Raw genomic sequence first — 18,165 nt, forward strand, 5'->3', positions numbered from 1 at the left:
ATTAATATATCTTGATTTATTCTTTAGTTTCGTCAACTTCTTCTACTCCACTTTCCTTCTCTAACGCAGCAAGCTCATTTTCGAAATCAGTATTAGATTCCGGAGTTTCAGAATAAGGCACTGTCTGAGGAATGTAATCATCAGCTGCACCTGGCTTACTATAATCATAAGGCCAACGATAAACTGTTGGGATTGCTCCAGGCCAGTTACCATGACCAGGCTCAATAGGTGTTGTCCACTCAAGAGTATTAGAATGCCATGGGTTCTGAGGAGCTCTTCTTCCTCTGTAAATACTATAGAAGAAATTAAATAAGAAGATAAACTGAGCTGCAAAAGTTATAATAGCAGCTATCGTAACGAAAGCATTCAGATCCTGGAATATATTACTGAATGTTTCGAATGAACTCCAGGTATAATATCTTCTAGGGAATCCTGCTATACCAATATAGTGCATAGGGAAGAATACCAAATAAACACCTGCAAATGTTAACCAGAAGTGAACATATCCAAGTTTTGCATTGATCATTCTACCAAACATTTTTGGGAACCAGTGATAAACACCAGCCATCATACCAAAGAATGCAGCACTACCCATTACAAGGTGGAAGTGAGCAACAACAAAATAGGTATCGTGTAGCTGAATATCAATCGCAGAGTTACCAAGGAAAATACCAGTAAGACCACCTGAGATAAATAGTGACACAAGTCCTATAGAGAAAAGCATACCAGGTGTAAACACGATATTACCTTTCCAAAGTGTAGTCAGATAGTTAAATACCTTAACTGCAGATGGAACCGCAATCACAAGAGTTAAAAGCATGAAAACACTACCTAAGAACGGATCCATACCAGATACGAACATGTGGTGAGCCCATACAATAAATGAAAGGAATGCGATACCAAGAAGTGATCCAACCATTGCTCGATAACCAAAGATAGGCTTTCTGGCATTTGTTGAGATTACTTCGGAAGTGATACCGAAAGCCGGCATAATCACAATATATACTTCAGGGTGACCCAGGAACCAGAATAAGTGCTGGTATAATACCGGTGAACCACCTTGCTGAGGTAAAGCTTCTCCGCCAATATAAATATCAGACAGATAGAAAGCTGTACCAAAACTTCTATCAAATATCAATAATAACGCTGCTGCAAAAAGAACAGGGAATGAAAGTAACCCAATCACTGCAGTAATAAAGAACGCCCAGATTGTTAATGGAAGTCTTGAGAAAGACATCCCTTCAGTTCTAAGGTTTATTACAGTAGTGATATAGTTAATACCACCTAATAGAGTAGATACAATAAACAATGCCATTGCAACCAGCCACATAGTCATACCAAGACCAGATCCCGGGATAGCTTGCTCTAATGCACTTAATGGAGGGTAAACTACCCATCCACCAGCAGCAGGACCAGTTTCAATAAATAGTGAAGAGAACATCACTACACTGGAAGCAAAAAAGAACCAGTATGAAAGCATGTTCATGAAACCACTTGCCATATCTCTGGCTCCGATCTGTAATGGAATCAGGAAGTTACTGAAAGTACCACTCAAACCTGCAGTCAATACAAAGAATACCATAATAGTACCATGCATTGTTACAAGAGCCAGATAAAATTCCGGATCTAATCTTCCTTCCGGAGTGATCCATTCACCCAGCATCGGTCTCATCCATGAAATATCAGCTTCAGGGAAACCTAGCTGAATCCTGAATATCAGGGAAAGTGCACCGCCAATAAGTGCCCAGAAAATACCTGTCATCAGGAATTGCTTACCGATCATTTTATGATCAGTAGTAAATATATATTTTGAAATAAACGTTTCGTGATGTGCATGATCATCATGATGTTCCTCATGAGAATCGATGTGCACGTTTTGTGTTTTAATTTCAGACATTGTCCTTAATATTTTTATTAAAGTGCTGCGTTAACAGATAATTTCTCTTCATTCTCCTGACCTTCTTCAGCCAGTTTTGGCAATTCGAATCTTTTACCATTTCCTTCAGTGAAATAGTCTTGATTCATATTTACCCATGTCTTTTGCTCACTTGCCCACTTTTTGTACTCCTCTTTAGTAAGCACTTCAACCTCAAGTCTCATTGAGAAATGACCTCTTCCACAAATCTCAGTACAAGCCATTTCATATTTAAAATCAGGATTTTTAGTTTCTGATCTCACTTCATCCGTAGTCTTTGTTGCGACAAAGTGGAAATTAGTTGGCATACCTGGTACAGCATCCATTTTCACTCTGAAATGAGGTAAGAAAACACTGTGAAGTACATCTCTTGCTCTTATATTAAGATTTATTGGAGTATCTTTTGGTATAACCAGTTTTAATGGCATAAAATCATCCAAAGCAGCTTTATCATTAAAGTTAACTCCAAATGAATTCGTATTATCAATCAATTGATAATTATAATCACCAAGTTCACCATCATTACCAGGGTATCTAACTCCCCATGCAAACTGATAACCCATTACTTCAATATTAATGGCATCTTCAGGAGCATCTGCAGTAATATCATTCCATACGAAAAGTCCACTAAGAATCAATACTGTTAATGCAATAGCGGGAACAATAGTCCAGGCTAATTCTAGCTTTGTATTATCAGGATAAAACAATGCTTTCTTCTTTTCACTGAATCTGTATCTCCAGCTATACCAGAACAACAGAATATGAGTGATGACAAATACACCACCAGTAACAAGCATTGTAATCCAGAATAATTCATCTGTTTTAACACCATGATCTGAGGCTACTGGAAGTTTATAATCTTCGAAAGAGGCCCAGGAATAATAAAATATACCTCCTAAAAACAACAATCCGAAGATTGGCATTAAAAGGGCATTATTAAAATTACTACCTGAGGCACGCTTCTTATCGGAACCCTTCGCAACATCAACCAGGGTGATTACTCTGAATACAGTGATGAGGATCACAAGTATCAGAATCGCTCCGAATGCCCCTAATATTAATAACGTATTATCCATTTTATCGAGTGTTACAGTTTAATTAAATATGATGATGTAAACTTTCCTCCAACATCGGATGGTTTTTCGGTACTAACGGATATTTAGCTAGACTTGTTAGTGCTACAAAAGTAAATGCTGCACCAAAGAACATAGCTGAGCCAATTTCCATCAGGCCAAAAGTACCATTCTCTTTCAATACACCTGGTGTTATCATCAGGTAGAAGTCAATCCAATGACCTGCTAAAACTGCAATACAAGCAATTTTCAAGAATGCTAAATGACGCTTAGACTCCCTTGTCATAAGAAACAAGAATGGGAAGAAAAAGTTTATGATTAAATTGAAATAGAAGAATGGTGCATATTGGTGACTACTCATTCTCTCTATAAAGTATATTGTTTCTTCCGGAATATTTGCATAATAGATCAGTAAGAACTGTGAGAACCAGATATAGGTCCAGAAAATACTGAATGCGAAGACGAATTTACCAAGGTCATGAAGGTGGTTGCTATTTACTACTGATAAGTAACCAGCTCCTTTCAATAAGCAAACTATCAAGGTAATAGCAGCAAGTCCACTAACCCACCAGCTTGCGAATACATACCATCCAAACATAGTACTGAACCAGTGAGTGTCAATTGAAAGAACCCAATCCCACGCAGATACAGAACTTGTTACTGCAAAGATAACCAGGAATACAGCACCTTGTTTCACTAATTTATGCCAATACTTTGTACTTGGATCTATATCCTCTTTCAATGCGGTTTTACGCATTGTAACGAACATGTAATACCAAAGTGCAAAGAATAAAACTAATCTTACAAACCAGAAAATAGGAAAAGGATAATCTCCTGATGGCTCAGTAGGCCAAAAGAAAAATGCTGCTTTTCCATTTATTATCGAATCAAATAAAGGGCTTGATTTATCATACAGATATCCGTGAGTCCAGTGAAAAATTTCATGACCTCCCCAGAAATATCCGATAAGCATTAATACAAATGCTATTGGTAGCCATGCACCAAATGCCATAGGTATTCTAAGGATTCCGGCTGACCAGCCTGATTGAGACACATATTGTATAGCAAAAAAGAATACTCCAATAATTGCCAAACCGGTAAAATACATATTATTTATCCAAAGATCAGCTTTTAATCTGTCTGCCCAGCTAAATTCTCCATGAGGCTGAGCTTCATGGGAAGCTTCTCCCGGACTGTCTTCTGCATCTAAAGCATGATCTTCACCATGTTGATCCTGGTCCTGAACTACTACTTCAGCAACTGCTTCGTGTGATTCTTCACCGTGATGATCTCCTGAGGAAGTTGTGAAAATTCCGGCTATCATAAGCAATAAGCCTGCGATACCGACGATAAACACCTTTTTCTTCAGGGAAGAGGTGAAATTGAATTTTTCGTCAAGGTTGTGATTTACAGCGTGCATTTCTTTCTATTATTTCTTTTGCAGAATTTGTACGTAACGAACAATTTTCCAACGCTCTTCCTGGCTTAACTGTGATCCATGAGCGCCCATTCGGCCTTTTCCATGAGTAATAACATGGAAGATATGACCCGCAGGTTTATCCTTTACACCAATTGATGAATAACTGGTGATACCGGCAAATACTTTTCCTACTGTACCTGTTTCACCACCTTTTCCTTCCGGACCATGGCAGTGTAAACAAAAACGATCGTATAATGCTCTACCCTGAGTTATAACAGCATCTGTAGAATCTACAGGATTTGTTAAAGTTCGAGCAGCAAGATCGAAACTATCCTTAGGTATATTATAAGGCATAGGAGCAGTACCGGTGTATCTTACCGTATTTTCTGCAGGTTCACGCATAGTCATATTATGCGGATTGTAAGGGTTTGAATTGTAAAATTCACCCAAAGTATCTTCATCACTGCTTGCCCATTCACCAGCTTCTACATTCGTGATTTGAGATAGTGGTTCATAAGGGGTTGTATGATACATTTGAGGTGCATATTCAACGCCCGGATTATCACCATCTGCAGAGCATGAAGCCAATACTGAAATGGCAACTAACGCATAAAAATATTTTTGTATTGATGACATCATTCTCGATTGTTTATTCAAAGCTTTTCTCATTAACTTCTGAAGCACCGGCTTCACTTAGGATAGTTCGAATCTCTTCTACTGATTTTTTATTAACAGCCAGGTCAATAGCCATTGCAAACTTATCGTCAGTACTTCGAATATCGAATATCTTTGGTTTTGCCCAAGGTTTCAGATTTCTTGTCACGAAAAACGTACCTACCATACCAAATGCAGTAAGTAGAACAGTTAATTCGAAAGTTACGGGTATAAAATCCGGTAATGCTAAAAAGTCTTTACCACCAATGATCATTGGCCAGTCCCAATACATCATACCGATCTGCATTACAAGAGCCAGGGTCGTACCTGTTAAACCAAAGAAGAATGCGATCATTGGTAATTTTGATTTACTATATCCCAGTACATGCTCAAGTCCATGAACAGGGTATGGAGTATAAACCTCTTCTATCTTAACTCCGGCTTCTTTTATCTTAGGCACTCCTGACATAACATCGTCTTCGTCAGAAAATATACCTACTAAGTAATTTTTTCCTGTATCCATTGGTCTCAGTCTTTTCTTTCAGAACTAGATTTTAAAACAGCTTTTACTTCAGCCATGTTGATCACAGGGAAAAACTTCGCGAATAAGAAGAACGCTGTGAAGAACAATCCGAAAGTAAATAGGTAAACTCCCATATCAGCCCATGTTGGAGTAAACATTGCCCAACTCGAAGGAAGGTAATCTCTGTGAAGAGAAGTAACGATAATTACGAAACGCTCAAACCACATACCGATATTTACAATGATCGACAAGATAAATGTCGAAACAAGACTAGTTCTGATTCGCTTAATCCAGAATAGCTGTGGAGAGATCACGTTACAAGTCATCATTGACCAGTAAGCCCAGGCATATGGTCCAGTTGCTCTGTTAATGAAAGCATACTGTTCATAAACAACTCCTGAATACCAAGCCATAAATAACTCAGTGATATAAGCAATACCCACGATCGATCCTGTAATAAGAATCACAAGGTTCATAAGTTCGATGTGGTTAATTGTAATATAATCTTCAAGGTGGTAAACTTTTCTGGTGATCAACATTAATGTTAGTACCATTGCGAAACCAGAGAAGATCGCACCTGCAACGAAATATGGAGGGAAGATCGTTGTATGCCATCCAGGAATAACTGAAGTAGCAAAGTCAAACGATACAATGGTGTGTACAGAAAGTACAAGTGGAGTTGCAATACCAGCAAGAATCAAAGAAACTGCTTCATAGTGCATCCAGTTTTTAGCACCTCCGTCCCAGCCCATGCTGAGTCCGCCATAAATTGCTTTACTGATTTTATTTGTTGCTCTGTCTCGAATAGTTGCGAAATCAGGAATTAATCCAATGTACCAGAATACTAATGATACAGAGAAATAAGTTGATATCGCAAATACGTCCCAAAGAAGTGGTGAGTTAAAGTTAACCCACAGAGATCCAAATGTATTCGGTAATGGTAATGCCCAGTATGCTCCTAACCATGGTCTACCCATGTGAAGTACCGGGAACATCGCAGCACAGATAACGGCGAAAATAGTCATCGCCTCAGCTGCACGGTTAATTGATGTTCTCCATTTTTGTCTGAAGAGTAATAGAATAGCAGAAATTAGTGTTCCTGCGTGTCCGATACCAACCCACCATACGAAGTTGGTAATATCCCATGCCCAACCGACAGTTTTATTAAGACCCCACATTCCAATTCCTTCCCATAAGGTCATTACTACGGCATAACTACCTACCAGTAATACAAGGAAAGAAAAAGTAAATGCGGCTAACCATGTCTTCGGTGGTTTCTGTTCCACATACTGGCATATGTCCTGCGTTACGTCGTGGTATGTCTTACCACCCGTAACCAAGGGCTTTCTTACTGTTGAAGTAACCTGCATAATTTATTTACAATCTCCGGGTTAAACTTAAGCTTCGTCTTTATTTCTAATTTTAGCAAAGTAGAATACATTCGGATCTACTCGAAGTTCTTCAAGAACAGCATATGCTCTCTCCTCTCCGATTTCCATTCCATTTGCATCATTCTCTGCCTTTCTTATTTTCAATAAGTTGTGGATCTTAGAATCCTCGTTTTTAAGGTCTCCAAATACTATTGCATCTGAAGGACAAGCTGCAGCACAAGCTGTTGTCACATCCTCATCATTCGGACGACGACCTTCAGTCTTCGCTTTAAGCTTACCTGACTGGATTCTTTGTACACACAATGAACATTTCTCCATTACACCTCTTGCACGAACTGTAACATCAGGGTTAAGAACCATTTTTCCAAGCGCACTGTTCTGAGCTGTGTTTTTGTCAAACTGCTTATTGTCATGGTATTTGAACCAGTTGAAACGTCTTACTTTGTAAGGACAGTTATTAGCACAGTAACGAGTACCAATACATCTGTTGTACGTCATCTGGTTAAGACCTTCAGAACTGTGTGTTGTAGCAGCAACCGGACAAACAGTCTCACATGGAGCATTATTACAATGCTGACACATCATTGGCTGGAATACAACCTCAGGATTATCTGCAGCATTTTCCATCTCATCATAAGAATCTGCCGATTCTGGTGAGCTATAGTATCGGTCGATTCTGATCCAATGCATCTCACGACGATTAAGAACTTCCTCTTTACCCACAACCGGAATGTTATTCTCAACCTGGCAAGCTATATGACAAGCAGAACATCCTGTACATGAGTTAAGATCAATTGCAAGTCCCCAATGGTGATTATTATAATCGTGTCCATCCCACAACGTGATCGCTTCAGGTCTTTTCTTACCCTCAGATGTGTGGAACTCTGGATGATCAACAACACTGTTTGGATCCTTCTTATATTGTTTCAGAGTAGCTTCTTTAATGATGCTATCTCTGTCCATTACTGTTTCGTGAGTCTGAGTTTGAGCTATCTTGTATGTATTACCTGTTGGCTCTACAGTTACTCCTTCAGTTACATTAAATGAAACAAATTCATTTTGTACTGCAAGAAGTGGGTAAGCATTAACTCCTACTTCATTTCCAACTTTACCTGCTTTTTTACGACCGTAACCTAACGCAAGTCCCATTGTTCCTTTTGCCTGACCAGGCTGAATAAGAACTGGCACTTCCATTGTTTGCCCTCCTACTTTCAAGGTTGCAGTAACAGTCTGACCTTCTTTCATTTCTAACCCATTTTCACGAGCGAAAGATTGAGAAACAGTCAGATAGTTATCCCAGGTAGCTTTTGTAATTGGATCAGGCATTTCCTGTAACCATGGGTTATTAGCCATGCTACCATTACCTGTTCCGTTTGTATATAGTGCAAGCTCAATATTGGAGCTTGAAGCTTTATAGTTCTTTTTAATTCTAGATGCAACTGCAGCCAGGTTAGCAGTGAAACCTGTAGAAGACTGGCCTTCTGTAGCAGGAGCTTCATCACTAGTAGCGGTTTCAGTAATTTCCGCTGTTTGAACATCTCCGGCAAAAACACCTTTATATAAAGTCTCATTCCAGAACTGATCAAAATCTCCTGTAGAAGACTGAGCAGCGAACTGTCCTTCTTTCCAGTTATTTCTTAAGAAATCATAGTAAGAAGTAGTTTCACCAGACCATGCAAGGAAAGATTCTCCTGCATTTCTTGTTTTGAATAAAGGTCTGATAGCAGGCTGACCAAGGGTAAAGTGTCCTTTTACAGGTTCAGCATCATTCCATGCTTCAAGGAAGTGATGATCAGGGGCAATGTATTGTGATAATGATGAAGTTTCATCAGAAGTACCATTTGTTGCCACTGAAAGTTCAACTTTAGATAAAGCAGAAGCAATCTGATCACCTTTTGGATGATTGTAAACAGGGTTTGCATTGTAGAAGATTACAGCACTGTACTCTCCTTTTGCCAATCCGCTTACGAAAGCATTCATTTTTCTATCATTACCTAATCTGTAATAAGCAGGTTTATCGATATTGATAGTTGAACCGTAGTTTGTAAGTAAGTTGTTTATCGCATTTACAACGATCTGCACATCAGGATCGTTAGAGCCAGCGATCACTAAACTCTTACCTTTTGCTTTCCACAGGTCATTTGCAGCTTTTTCAAGATTAGCTACTTCAGCACCAGATACACCTGAAAGAGGTGCCGCTCCAGCCTTTTTAGCTAACAAATTATAAAGCTGACCAACTACAAATCCTTCCTGGGAAGGTTTGATTGGAGTTCTGTAGTCTGCATTTGCACCAGTTAATGAAAGGTTTGATTCAAACTGGTAGTGACGACTCATTTCAGGATTGTCCTTACTTACCTTACGGATTTTACCATAAGCTTTTGAGAATTGTCCTGAATTACTTCTTGAACCAAGGAAATCAGAAGCTACTGAAACAATAACATCTGCTTTAGTAAGGTCATAAGAAGGTACTGCGTCAACTCCGAACGTTGCTTTGTGAGCAGCCATCACTCCGTACTCAGAGATCGGGTCGTACATCACGTGCTCTACATTCTGATATTTATCAGCAAATTTCTTTAATGCCTTTTTAATAGAAGGTGAGTTTACTGTTTCACTTACAACAGCAATTTTTCCACCTTTCGCCTGAATTGAAGATAATTTAGATTTAACTTCAGCATCAAGGGTTTCCCAGGTAATATCTGCTTCACCTTTTTTAGGATTTTGAAGTCTGTTTGTATCATAAAGATTTAAAACAGAAGCTTCAACTTGTCCTGTTGTAGCACCTTCAGCAACACCATGCTTGTTTCCGTCTAATTTGATCGGACGACCTTCGCGGGTTTTAACAACCACACTATATACATCACCACCGTTAAAGTAAGTAGACGCATAATAGTTAGGAATACCCGGATCAACATCTACCGGTTTGTTCAAATAAGGGATTGCTTTTCTGATAGGAGCTTCACAAGCCGCAAGAGAAGCAGCTGCAAGGCTGAATCCCATCATTTTAAGGAAATCACGTCGTGATCTCGAGGGTGCATCTTCACCTTCACCAGGGACTTCTGGAAATTCATTCTGTGCATTTTTAACAAACTCAGTATCGTTTGTTAACTGCTCAAGGCCTTTCCAGTATGTTTTATTTACTTTTTTCATTTCAATCTATCTATATCTAGGGAAAGAAATTCTTTAATTAATAGTGACACTTAGAACATTCAAGACCACCGATATCTTCAACGGTCATTGGTTCGTCTGTCTCTTGATTATGTAATTCTACGAGTTTGTTGTAGTAATCATTTCCGTCTGCATTAACAGCAGTTTCACGGTGACAGTTTATACACCATCCCATAGTTAACGGAGCATATTGATATACTACTTCCATCTCTTCGATCGGCCCATGACAAGTCTGGCATTCGATCTCACCAACTTCAACGTGTTGCTCGTGATTAAAATAAGCTAAGTCAGGAAGGTTGTGGATACGGACCCACTCGATTGGTTTGTTTTCCTCTACAGCTTTATATATTTCCTGAATCTGTTTTGATTCTGTCTTTACAACAGAGTGACAGTTCATACAGATATTTGCCGAAGGAATGTTCGCATTTTTACTTTTTCTTACACCGGTGTGGCAGTAATTACAATCAATTTCATACTCACCGGCATGAAGAGCGTGAGAAAATGCGATAGGCTGTGCAGGCTGATATCCCTGCTGGATACCTACAGTAAATAAAGCATCAATTGACGTTTTAGCGACAACTGCTATGAAAATTGCAGTTAATATTGCCAAAAATACTTTATTAGTTGCCAGATCTTTAAAACTGAACTTTTGCTCAATTACTTCTCTGTCAGCTTCGTCCAGGTCTTCTTTGTCCTTTAAATACTTAACAAGAATGTTAACTATTAAGATCAGAACCACAAGGATCAGAACAAGAACAAAGATCAATACGCCAAGAATAACAGACATATAAGTGCTACTTATTCCAGTTTGCTTTCCATCTGTTGTAACTTCTCCTCCAGGCCCAGTTTCAGTTGAAGCTGTTGCTGGTCCTTTAATTGTTTCCTGCTGTATATAAGCTAAAATGTCTTTCACCTGTTCTTTTTCGAAAGGGAAAGACGTCATAACAGTTGGCTTATATTCTTCCCAAAGCTTTTGAGCATATGGGTCGCCAGAAGCAATAACCTTTTGTGAATTGTAGATGAAATTATGGAGCCATTCTATCGACTCTTCTCCTTCACCTGGAACTCTTTCATAAACATTTGCCAGAGCAGGTCCAACTAACTTAGTGTGGATGTTGTGACAAGTTTTACAGTTTCCTTCAAATAATTCCTGACCGGCTGATATTGAAGCCTGATCCGTGGGAATCCCAGGATATTTTTCTCCTCCACCTGAAGCAGCATCATCTGCAGCAGCTGTTTCCTGTTGTTCACCACCCGCCGCAGCATCTCCCGCAGCAGTAGCCGAGTCTTGCTGAGCATACGCTACAGTACCCGACAGAATACAAATTAGGAACAAAAAGTTCCTCATTTTGCAACCCAGAGCCATTTTCTTTTCGTTTAAGTAATTGATTATACTCATTTCAGTATACTACATCCTTTAAAATCGCTACAAATCTACTATGCGAACGCTTGTTTTCAAACAAACAGGTTTGACAAAATACTTTCAAATCATACATAATTTCTCTCATTATGCTCAAAACAGTGCTTTTCAGCGATTTATTAGTCTTTTCTAATATGAAAGCTATTTAATTTAGAATGGTTTTAAATAAGATGTTGTGTATTTTGTTTTGTTTAACTTTTCAAAGATGGCTTCATAAGTAAAGCTCATTACAATTGTAATAATTAACTGGGTTGATAATTACGAAATTGAGTTTTTTAATCGTTTAAGAGATTGATTGATAAAAGCTTAAACAAAACTTAAATTGTTATTTTATATTAATTTTCTTACATGAAAATTACATCAAAATTCTATTTTGAGGTTTCCACCTTTCCTAAATGAATTAAGATTAAAGGTTGGCATGGACCTATCAGGCATATACCTGTTTATACTTGACTGAAAAGATTGGCGAATAATTTCTGCTATGGGCCCGTCTCCTTTAATTCTTCTGCCCCATTTCAAATCAGAGACATCTCCTCCGTGCAAAGTTTTAACTTGATTGATTACTTTTTTATACCTTTCGGGGAAATTTTGCTTGAGCCACCGATCAAAAACCTGGTAAACCGGTTTGCTTAATCTTACAACCGTATAACCTACCTTTCTGGCGCCAGCCTGCGCAACTGATTCGACAATTTTTGGAATCTCCGTATTGTTTAGGCCAGGAATGACAGGAGCAACCATTACACCGACAGGTATTTTTCTCTCAGAAAATTTTCTAATCACTTCAAGTCTTTTCTTTGCAGTAGCCGTCCGCGGTTCCATTGTTCTTCTAAGCTCTTCCTTAAGGGTAGTTATACTTATATATATATGGCACAAATTTTCCTGAGCCAATTCTTCCAGTATATCAAGATCCCTTTCGATAAGTGAATTCTTAGTTATTAAGGAAACAGGATGTTTATATTTATTAAAAACCTGTAGGAGGCCCCGGGTGATCTCAAGTTTTTTTTCTACCGGCTGGTAGCAATCAGTATTCCCTGATAACATAATTGGCGAGACTTTCCAGGAAGGCGCCATCAGTTCTTTTTCCAAAAGTTTAGGGGCATCCTTTTTTATAATAATCTTCGATTCAAAATCGAGACCAGGATTCCAACCCCAATACTCATGACTCATTCTTGCGTAACAATAACTGCATCCATGCTCACAACCCTGGTATGGATTGATTGAGAAATCCAATCTCAAGTCTGGGCTATTAACCTTATTTATAACTTTTTTAGGAGAATCATTATAATATTTTGTATTTACTACATCCTCAGATTCAAAAACATCAATACCTTCTGGCTCGAACAAGCCAAATTTTTCCTTGTAAAATCGATTATTAAAATTAAAATCTGATCCTCTACCCTTCATACGGTAATGATACTAATTTTTTTAGTAAACTAATATTTTTAGCAAGATTATATTAGACACTATATATTACACTCGAAAGGTAGACGTACATTTTTTCATGGAAAAAGACAATAAGGATCCTATCTTTACAATGTGAAATGAAAAGAGAAGAAAAAATGGAAAAAGCTTTTGACAACGCAAGATTTGTAAGAATATATTCTCATGAGATGGATCAGATGATAAGAATATATTTTAATTAATAACAAATCATTTTTTAACTGAGAAGTTGAACTTTTTAAACTAAACGATTTTTTAAACTTTACCTGTACCTAAACTTGTACGATTTTTTTAATACCCGGGCATTAAGTCCGGGTATTTTTATTTTATCTCATACGATGCTAAAAGTCTTTTGGTTTCCTGATTCTTATCAGTTGCTTAGCTTGATAATTAGTCTGGTGTAAACTATATTTAATTAGGTAATGAAACTGACAGAATAGAGTGATTTACAAATTGACAATTCACTTTTCACTGCGGTCTATCATTTGTTACGTCTTTATTGGCGTTATTTAGGTTAAAAACCTGAAAAATAAGATCTATCAAAATAATACGGGCCCAATCCGTAAACCAATTAAATAAACAGACAACAATGGTCATCAAAAAAATATTAATCCCAATAGACTTTAGCGCCTGCTCTCTTAATGCAGCAAAAGAGGGAGTTGCTTTAGCCAGAACAATGAATGCACAAGTTGTTCTCTTACATGCATACCGTATTCCTGTTACCGGAGTAGAAATGGAATCAGGAGTTGCAGTAGATCCTGAATTGCACAAAGAAATAAAAGAAGATGTTGACAGAGAATTTGAAAATCTGGAGGAAAAAATCCCTGAATTAAAGAAGGTAAACTTTCAATTAAAATCCACTTACGATTTTGTTAATGACGCGATAGAAGACGCAATAGAAAGCGAAAATATTGAGCTCGTGATTATGGGCACAAATGGAGCAAAAGGAATAGATGAGGTATTAATAGGTAGCAATGCCTACAATGTTATTAAAACTGTTAAGATACCCGTCATCATTATCCCGGAAGAAGCCTCACTGAAAAGCCTGAAAACCATCGTCTTCACAAGTGATTTTCAGCAAGTACCGAAAAGAGAAACTATTGCTTTCCTTATAGACCTGGCTAAATTCGTTGGTGCAAAAATTCATATTTTACACATTGATACAGACGGAGTTACCGGACTTGATGAAGAAGAACGGTTTGAGGCAAAGCAACTTGCTTTACACTTCAAGAGTATACCGCACGAATTCAAGTACCTGGAGGCAGAAAAAGTTGAAGAAGGAATTCTTTCTTTCACTGAAAAAACCGATGCAGATCTTTTGGCAGTAATGCCGAGAAAACATGATATAATTACAAAATTATTTAAGCGTAGCATCACTAAACAATTAGCTTTTCACAGCGAAATCCCTCTTTTAGTTATACAGGCAGATAGATGAAAATATTAGTTCCAATTGATCTTAATGAAGCTGCTAAACCTTCTTTAAAAACGGCTGCTCTGATCGGAAAAAAAGTAGGAAATTGTCAAATAATGATCCTGCATGGCACGAATGCTCCGTTTCCGATGATGGACGTTGCCAATACTTTCGATCGCTCTATTATTGACGAATATCTGGCAGAGGCAAAAAAGAAATATGACAACATCATTAAAGACATTCCAGAATTGAATGAATCTGAAATTGAATTTAATCCAGATCTGGCATTTGCCTTAGAGGCTATTTTAGATAATATAAAATCTTTTCATCCGGACCTTATCATATTGGGGAATCCAGAAAAATACAAAAACAAGAAACCTATTCTAGGCAATACTATCACAGATGTTCTTCACACTGTCACCCAGCCTTTATTGATCATACCTGAGGAACAGGAAAATTTTGATTTCAGGGAAGCAGTGTTCAGCTATGATTTCAAGCAGGTCAAGGACAATCAAAATATGCAAGTATTTAATTCTTTAAGTATGGCCTTTGGGTTTCGAATTCACGTATTGTATGCAGGGGAAGATCTCGAACATCCTTCCGAAAAGGAAATCGAAGCAGGGTTGATCCTTGAAAATATACTAAAAGATGCACCTCATGTTTACCGTTTTGTCCCTTCAGCAAAGTTTACTCCGGCATTAGAAGAATATCTCGAAGAGAATGAAATCGACCTTGTAGTAAATTTGCATCGTGAAAAAGGATTTTGGCAAAATTTACTGGGGAAAAGCAAAAGTCACTATCTCGCCACACACATCAGAAAGCCCTTGCTTATATTGAATCAGGACAAAGATTAAGGAGCTTACTTAGTGAAAATCAAATAATTTGGTTAATTTTGCGCTCCGCTCAGGTGAGCGAATCTGTAAATTATTGGTTTACAGAAAATTGTAAAATAAAAAGGCATAAAAAGCTGCCCGGGTTTTATGCTGTATAAACGGGTGATTTTAATTTTATTATGGCAGAAGAATCAAAAAATCAAGACTTCAACTGGGATGACATCAGTGACCAGGGGTTTGGAGACAGCTATTCTGAGAAAGAAAGAGCTGAAATGGAAAAACTTTACGACCAGACCTTAAACGAGGTTACTGAAAAAGAGGTTGTAGAGGGCACTGTTGTTGATTTCAACGACAGAGATGTTGTTTTGAACATCGGCTTCAAATCTGACGGCCTGGTATCTGCTTCGGAATTCCGTGACGTGCCAGATCTGAAAGTTGGACAGAAAATTGAGGTTTTCGTCGAAGAAAAAGAAAATGCTAACGGACAGTTAGTGCTTTCAAGAAGAAAAGCGAAGATCGTTAAGGCATGGGAAAAAATCCAGTCTGCTCTTGACAATGATGAAGTGATCGAGGGTACGGTTAAACGTCGTACAAAAGGTGGTCTTATCGTGGACATCTACGGTATCGAAGCCTTCCTTCCTGGTTCACAGATCGATGTTAAGCCAATTCGTGACTTTGACGTATTTGTTGGAAAGCAAATGGAAGTTAAAGTTGTTAAAATCAACTACGCTAACGACAACGTTGTTGTATCACACAAAGTACTTATCGAGAAAGATATCGAAGCTCAAAAAGCTGAAATTCTTAACAACCTTGAGAAAGGTCAGGTTCTTGAAGGTGTTATCAAGAATATGACAAACTTTGGTGTATTCATTGACCTTGGTGGTGTAGATGGATTACTTCACATTACAGATATTTCATGGGGTAGAATTAACCACCCTGAAGAAGTTCTTTCACTTGACGAAAAAGTTAACGTTGTTGTACTTGACTTTGATGATGAGAAGAAGAGAATTTCTCTAGGTATGAAGCAACTTACTCCTCATCCATGGGATTCACTTGATGAGAAGATCGAAGTTGGTTCAAAAGTTAAAGGTAAGATCGTTAATGTTGCTGATTACGGTGCATTCCTTGAAATCCAGCCTGGAGTTGAAGGTTTGATCCACGTATCAGAAATGTCATGGTCTCAGCACCTGCGTAACCCACAAGACTTCATCAACATTGGTGACGAACTTGAAGCAGTTGTATTAACTATCGACAGAGACGAAAGAAAGATGTCACTAGGTATTAAACAGCTTACTGAGGATCCTTGGACTAAACAAGATATCCTTACTAAATATGCTGTTGGTACTAAACATAAAGGTGTAGTACGTAACCTGACTAACTTCGGATTGTTCATTGAGCTTGAAGAAGGTATTGATGGTCTTGTACACGTTTCTGACCTGTCTTGGACTAAGAAGATCAAGCACCCTTCTGAGTTTGTAAAAGTTGGCGATGAGCTTGAAGTAATCGTACTTGAGCTTGACGTTGAAAACAGAAGACTTGCTCTTGGACACAAGCAACTAGAAGAGAATCCATGGGATACTTTCGAAACAGTATTCTCTATTGGTTCTGTACATAAAGCTTCTATTGTTAACAAAAATGACAAAGGAGCGATCCTTGAACTTCCTTACGGAATCGAAGGTTTTGCGAATACAAAACAATTGATTAAGGAAGACGGCAGCAAAGCTGATGTAGGCGAGTCATTAGACTTTAAGGTAATGGAATTCTCTAAAGACGATAAAAAGATCGTTCTTTCTCACAAAGCTACTCACTCTGAAGTAGCAGCTGAAGAGAAGCCAGCTCCTAAGAAAAAATCAACTAAGAAAGCAGCTCCTAAAACACAGGAAGACAAAGCTACTTTAGGTGATCTTGATGCCCTTTCTCAGCTTAAACAACAAATGGAAAAAGGTAAAGACGACAAGTAATTGTCTCCTTTTCAATAAGATAAAAATCCGCCTTAACCGGCGGATTTTTTTTATCTAATAAAATTGACTTTTCATGTTGTGCAAAACATTTGTTTTAACTAGTTTTGCATCACCTTAAAACAAACAAGGTTCCGTGGCCGAGCGGCTAGGCAGAGGTCTGCAAAACCTTTTACAGCGGTTCGAATCCGCTCGGAACCTCACCAAAACCGACTATTGATTAGTCGGTTTTTTTTTATTTTAAAATATTGATGCTTATATTATAATAAATATTGTTTATAGAGCATAAAATTGAATTTATCAAATTTTAAAAGCTATTGATTAGAATTTTAATAGTTTGGCATGATTTCAGCACCATAAGCAATAATAAACAAGAGCAAACAAGGTAGTATTAGTAGATCATTTTAATTTTATAAGGCAAAATCCGAAACTAAAATTACGGATTTCGTTAATTTTTATAGGTGTCTCATATTTTGGGTAATGAATAAAATATTTTTCATTTTTTTGATCCTTTTTACTTTTGGCATAAGTCAACAGCTAAAGGCTCAATACCCTAAAACTTCCAGGCTCCCTGTCTATACCGCAATTGATAGTGCTACCTATCATGCAGGAATGTTAATTACTTTTGGCAAAGCTTCTGCAAGTCATTACAGATATTGTTTCATCCCAAAACCCGAAAGGATTTCAAAACCGGAAGTATATATTCGAAGAGGGATCGAAGATCTGGCACTTCCTATCCGCCGTCTTTACAAGGATGAAGAAGATAATAACGTATATGTAGTAATTCGATACTTTCTTGATATTGATGGAGGCTCAAGTACCAAAGTACGAGATCTGGTTATTCATTTGGACCGGGCTTTAGAAGCGGGAGAAGTAAAGAGCCAAAATGAGAATTTCAATCCATCTGATACTGGTGATATGAAACCAAGATTTAACAGGGAGTCCGATTCTCAATAAGGTTT

The 18,165-nt window shown here is 37.9% G+C and carries 13 protein-coding genes and 1 tRNA gene; 5 read left to right on the forward strand and 9 right to left on the reverse strand.

Features of this window, described 5'->3' with window-relative positions; translation table 11 throughout:
• Positions 1-16: 16 nt before the first annotated feature.
• The 9 genes from OO013_RS01815 to OO013_RS01855 form a co-directional block, all read right to left on the reverse strand.
• Positions 17-1,897 (reverse strand): cytochrome c oxidase subunit I, encoded by a 1,881-nt coding sequence (locus tag OO013_RS01815; protein WP_266054852.1) that lies wholly within the window; start codon positions 1,895-1,897, stop codon positions 17-19.
• 17 nt (positions 1,898-1,914) lie between these two features.
• Complete coding sequence (locus OO013_RS01820; RefSeq protein WP_266054854.1) at positions 1,915-2,991, reverse strand: cytochrome c oxidase subunit II; 1,077 nt, start codon at positions 2,989-2,991, stop codon at positions 1,915-1,917.
• Positions 2,992-3,013: 22 nt separating this feature from the next.
• Positions 3,014-4,408, reverse strand: coding sequence for a quinol:cytochrome C oxidoreductase (locus OO013_RS01825; RefSeq protein WP_266054855.1), 1,395 nt, complete (start codon positions 4,406-4,408; stop codon positions 3,014-3,016).
• Between the two features lie 9 nt (positions 4,409-4,417).
• Entirely contained in the window at positions 4,418-5,047 is a 630-nt protein-coding gene (locus OO013_RS01830; RefSeq protein WP_266054856.1) for a c-type cytochrome, read from the reverse strand.
• Positions 5,048-5,057: 10 nt separating this feature from the next.
• The gene (locus tag OO013_RS01835; protein WP_266054857.1) at positions 5,058-5,585 is read right to left on the reverse strand and encodes a DUF3341 domain-containing protein; all 528 of its coding nucleotides are present in this window, start codon (positions 5,583-5,585) and stop codon (positions 5,058-5,060) included.
• 5 nt (positions 5,586-5,590) lie between these two features.
• Positions 5,591-6,955 (reverse strand): NrfD/PsrC family molybdoenzyme membrane anchor subunit, encoded by a 1,365-nt coding sequence (gene nrfD, locus OO013_RS01840; RefSeq protein ID WP_266054858.1) that lies wholly within the window; start codon positions 6,953-6,955, stop codon positions 5,591-5,593.
• A gap of 27 nt (positions 6,956-6,982) precedes the next feature.
• Positions 6,983-10,123, reverse strand: a complete 3,141-nt coding sequence (locus OO013_RS01845; RefSeq protein ID WP_266054860.1) for a TAT-variant-translocated molybdopterin oxidoreductase — start codon at positions 10,121-10,123, stop codon at positions 6,983-6,985.
• Between the two features lie 37 nt (positions 10,124-10,160).
• Positions 10,161-11,540, reverse strand: a complete 1,380-nt coding sequence (locus OO013_RS01850) for a c-type cytochrome (protein WP_266054861.1) — start codon at positions 11,538-11,540, stop codon at positions 10,161-10,163.
• 381 nt (positions 11,541-11,921) lie between these two features.
• Complete coding sequence (locus tag OO013_RS01855; protein WP_266054862.1) at positions 11,922-12,965, reverse strand: PA0069 family radical SAM protein; 1,044 nt, start codon at positions 12,963-12,965, stop codon at positions 11,922-11,924.
• A 625-nt stretch (positions 12,966-13,590) separates the two neighbouring features.
• On the opposite strand from OO013_RS01855, the gene OO013_RS01860 reads away from it, so the two are divergent.
• The 5 genes from OO013_RS01860 (at position 13,591) to OO013_RS01880 (ending at position 18,160) form a co-directional block, all read left to right on the forward strand.
• Positions 13,591-14,436 carry a universal stress protein gene (locus OO013_RS01860; RefSeq protein ID WP_266054864.1) on the forward strand — a complete coding sequence of 282 codons (846 nt, stop codon included), beginning with the start codon at positions 13,591-13,593 and terminating at the stop codon, positions 14,434-14,436.
• A complete protein-coding gene (locus OO013_RS01865; RefSeq protein ID WP_266054866.1) occupies positions 14,433-15,266 on the forward strand; it encodes a universal stress protein in 834 nt (277 codons plus the stop codon). Before OO013_RS01860 ends, OO013_RS01865 begins: the two co-directional genes overlap by 4 nt.
• Before the next feature lie 158 nt (positions 15,267-15,424).
• Positions 15,425-17,206: a 30S ribosomal protein S1 gene (gene rpsA, locus OO013_RS01870; protein ID WP_266054868.1), complete on the forward strand. Its 1,782-nt coding sequence runs from the start codon at positions 15,425-15,427 to the stop codon at positions 17,204-17,206.
• Between the two features lie 127 nt (positions 17,207-17,333).
• Positions 17,334-17,404 (forward strand) — tRNA-Cys (locus tag OO013_RS01875).
• Between the two features lie 279 nt (positions 17,405-17,683).
• Complete coding sequence (locus OO013_RS01880) at positions 17,684-18,160, forward strand: hypothetical protein (RefSeq protein ID WP_266054870.1); 477 nt, start codon at positions 17,684-17,686, stop codon at positions 18,158-18,160.
• Positions 18,161-18,165 lie beyond the last annotated feature (5 nt).

The organism is Mangrovivirga halotolerans (assembly GCF_026241165.1).
GTDB classification, from domain to species: Bacteria; Bacteroidota; Bacteroidia; order Cytophagales; family Cyclobacteriaceae; genus Mangrovivirga; species Mangrovivirga halotolerans.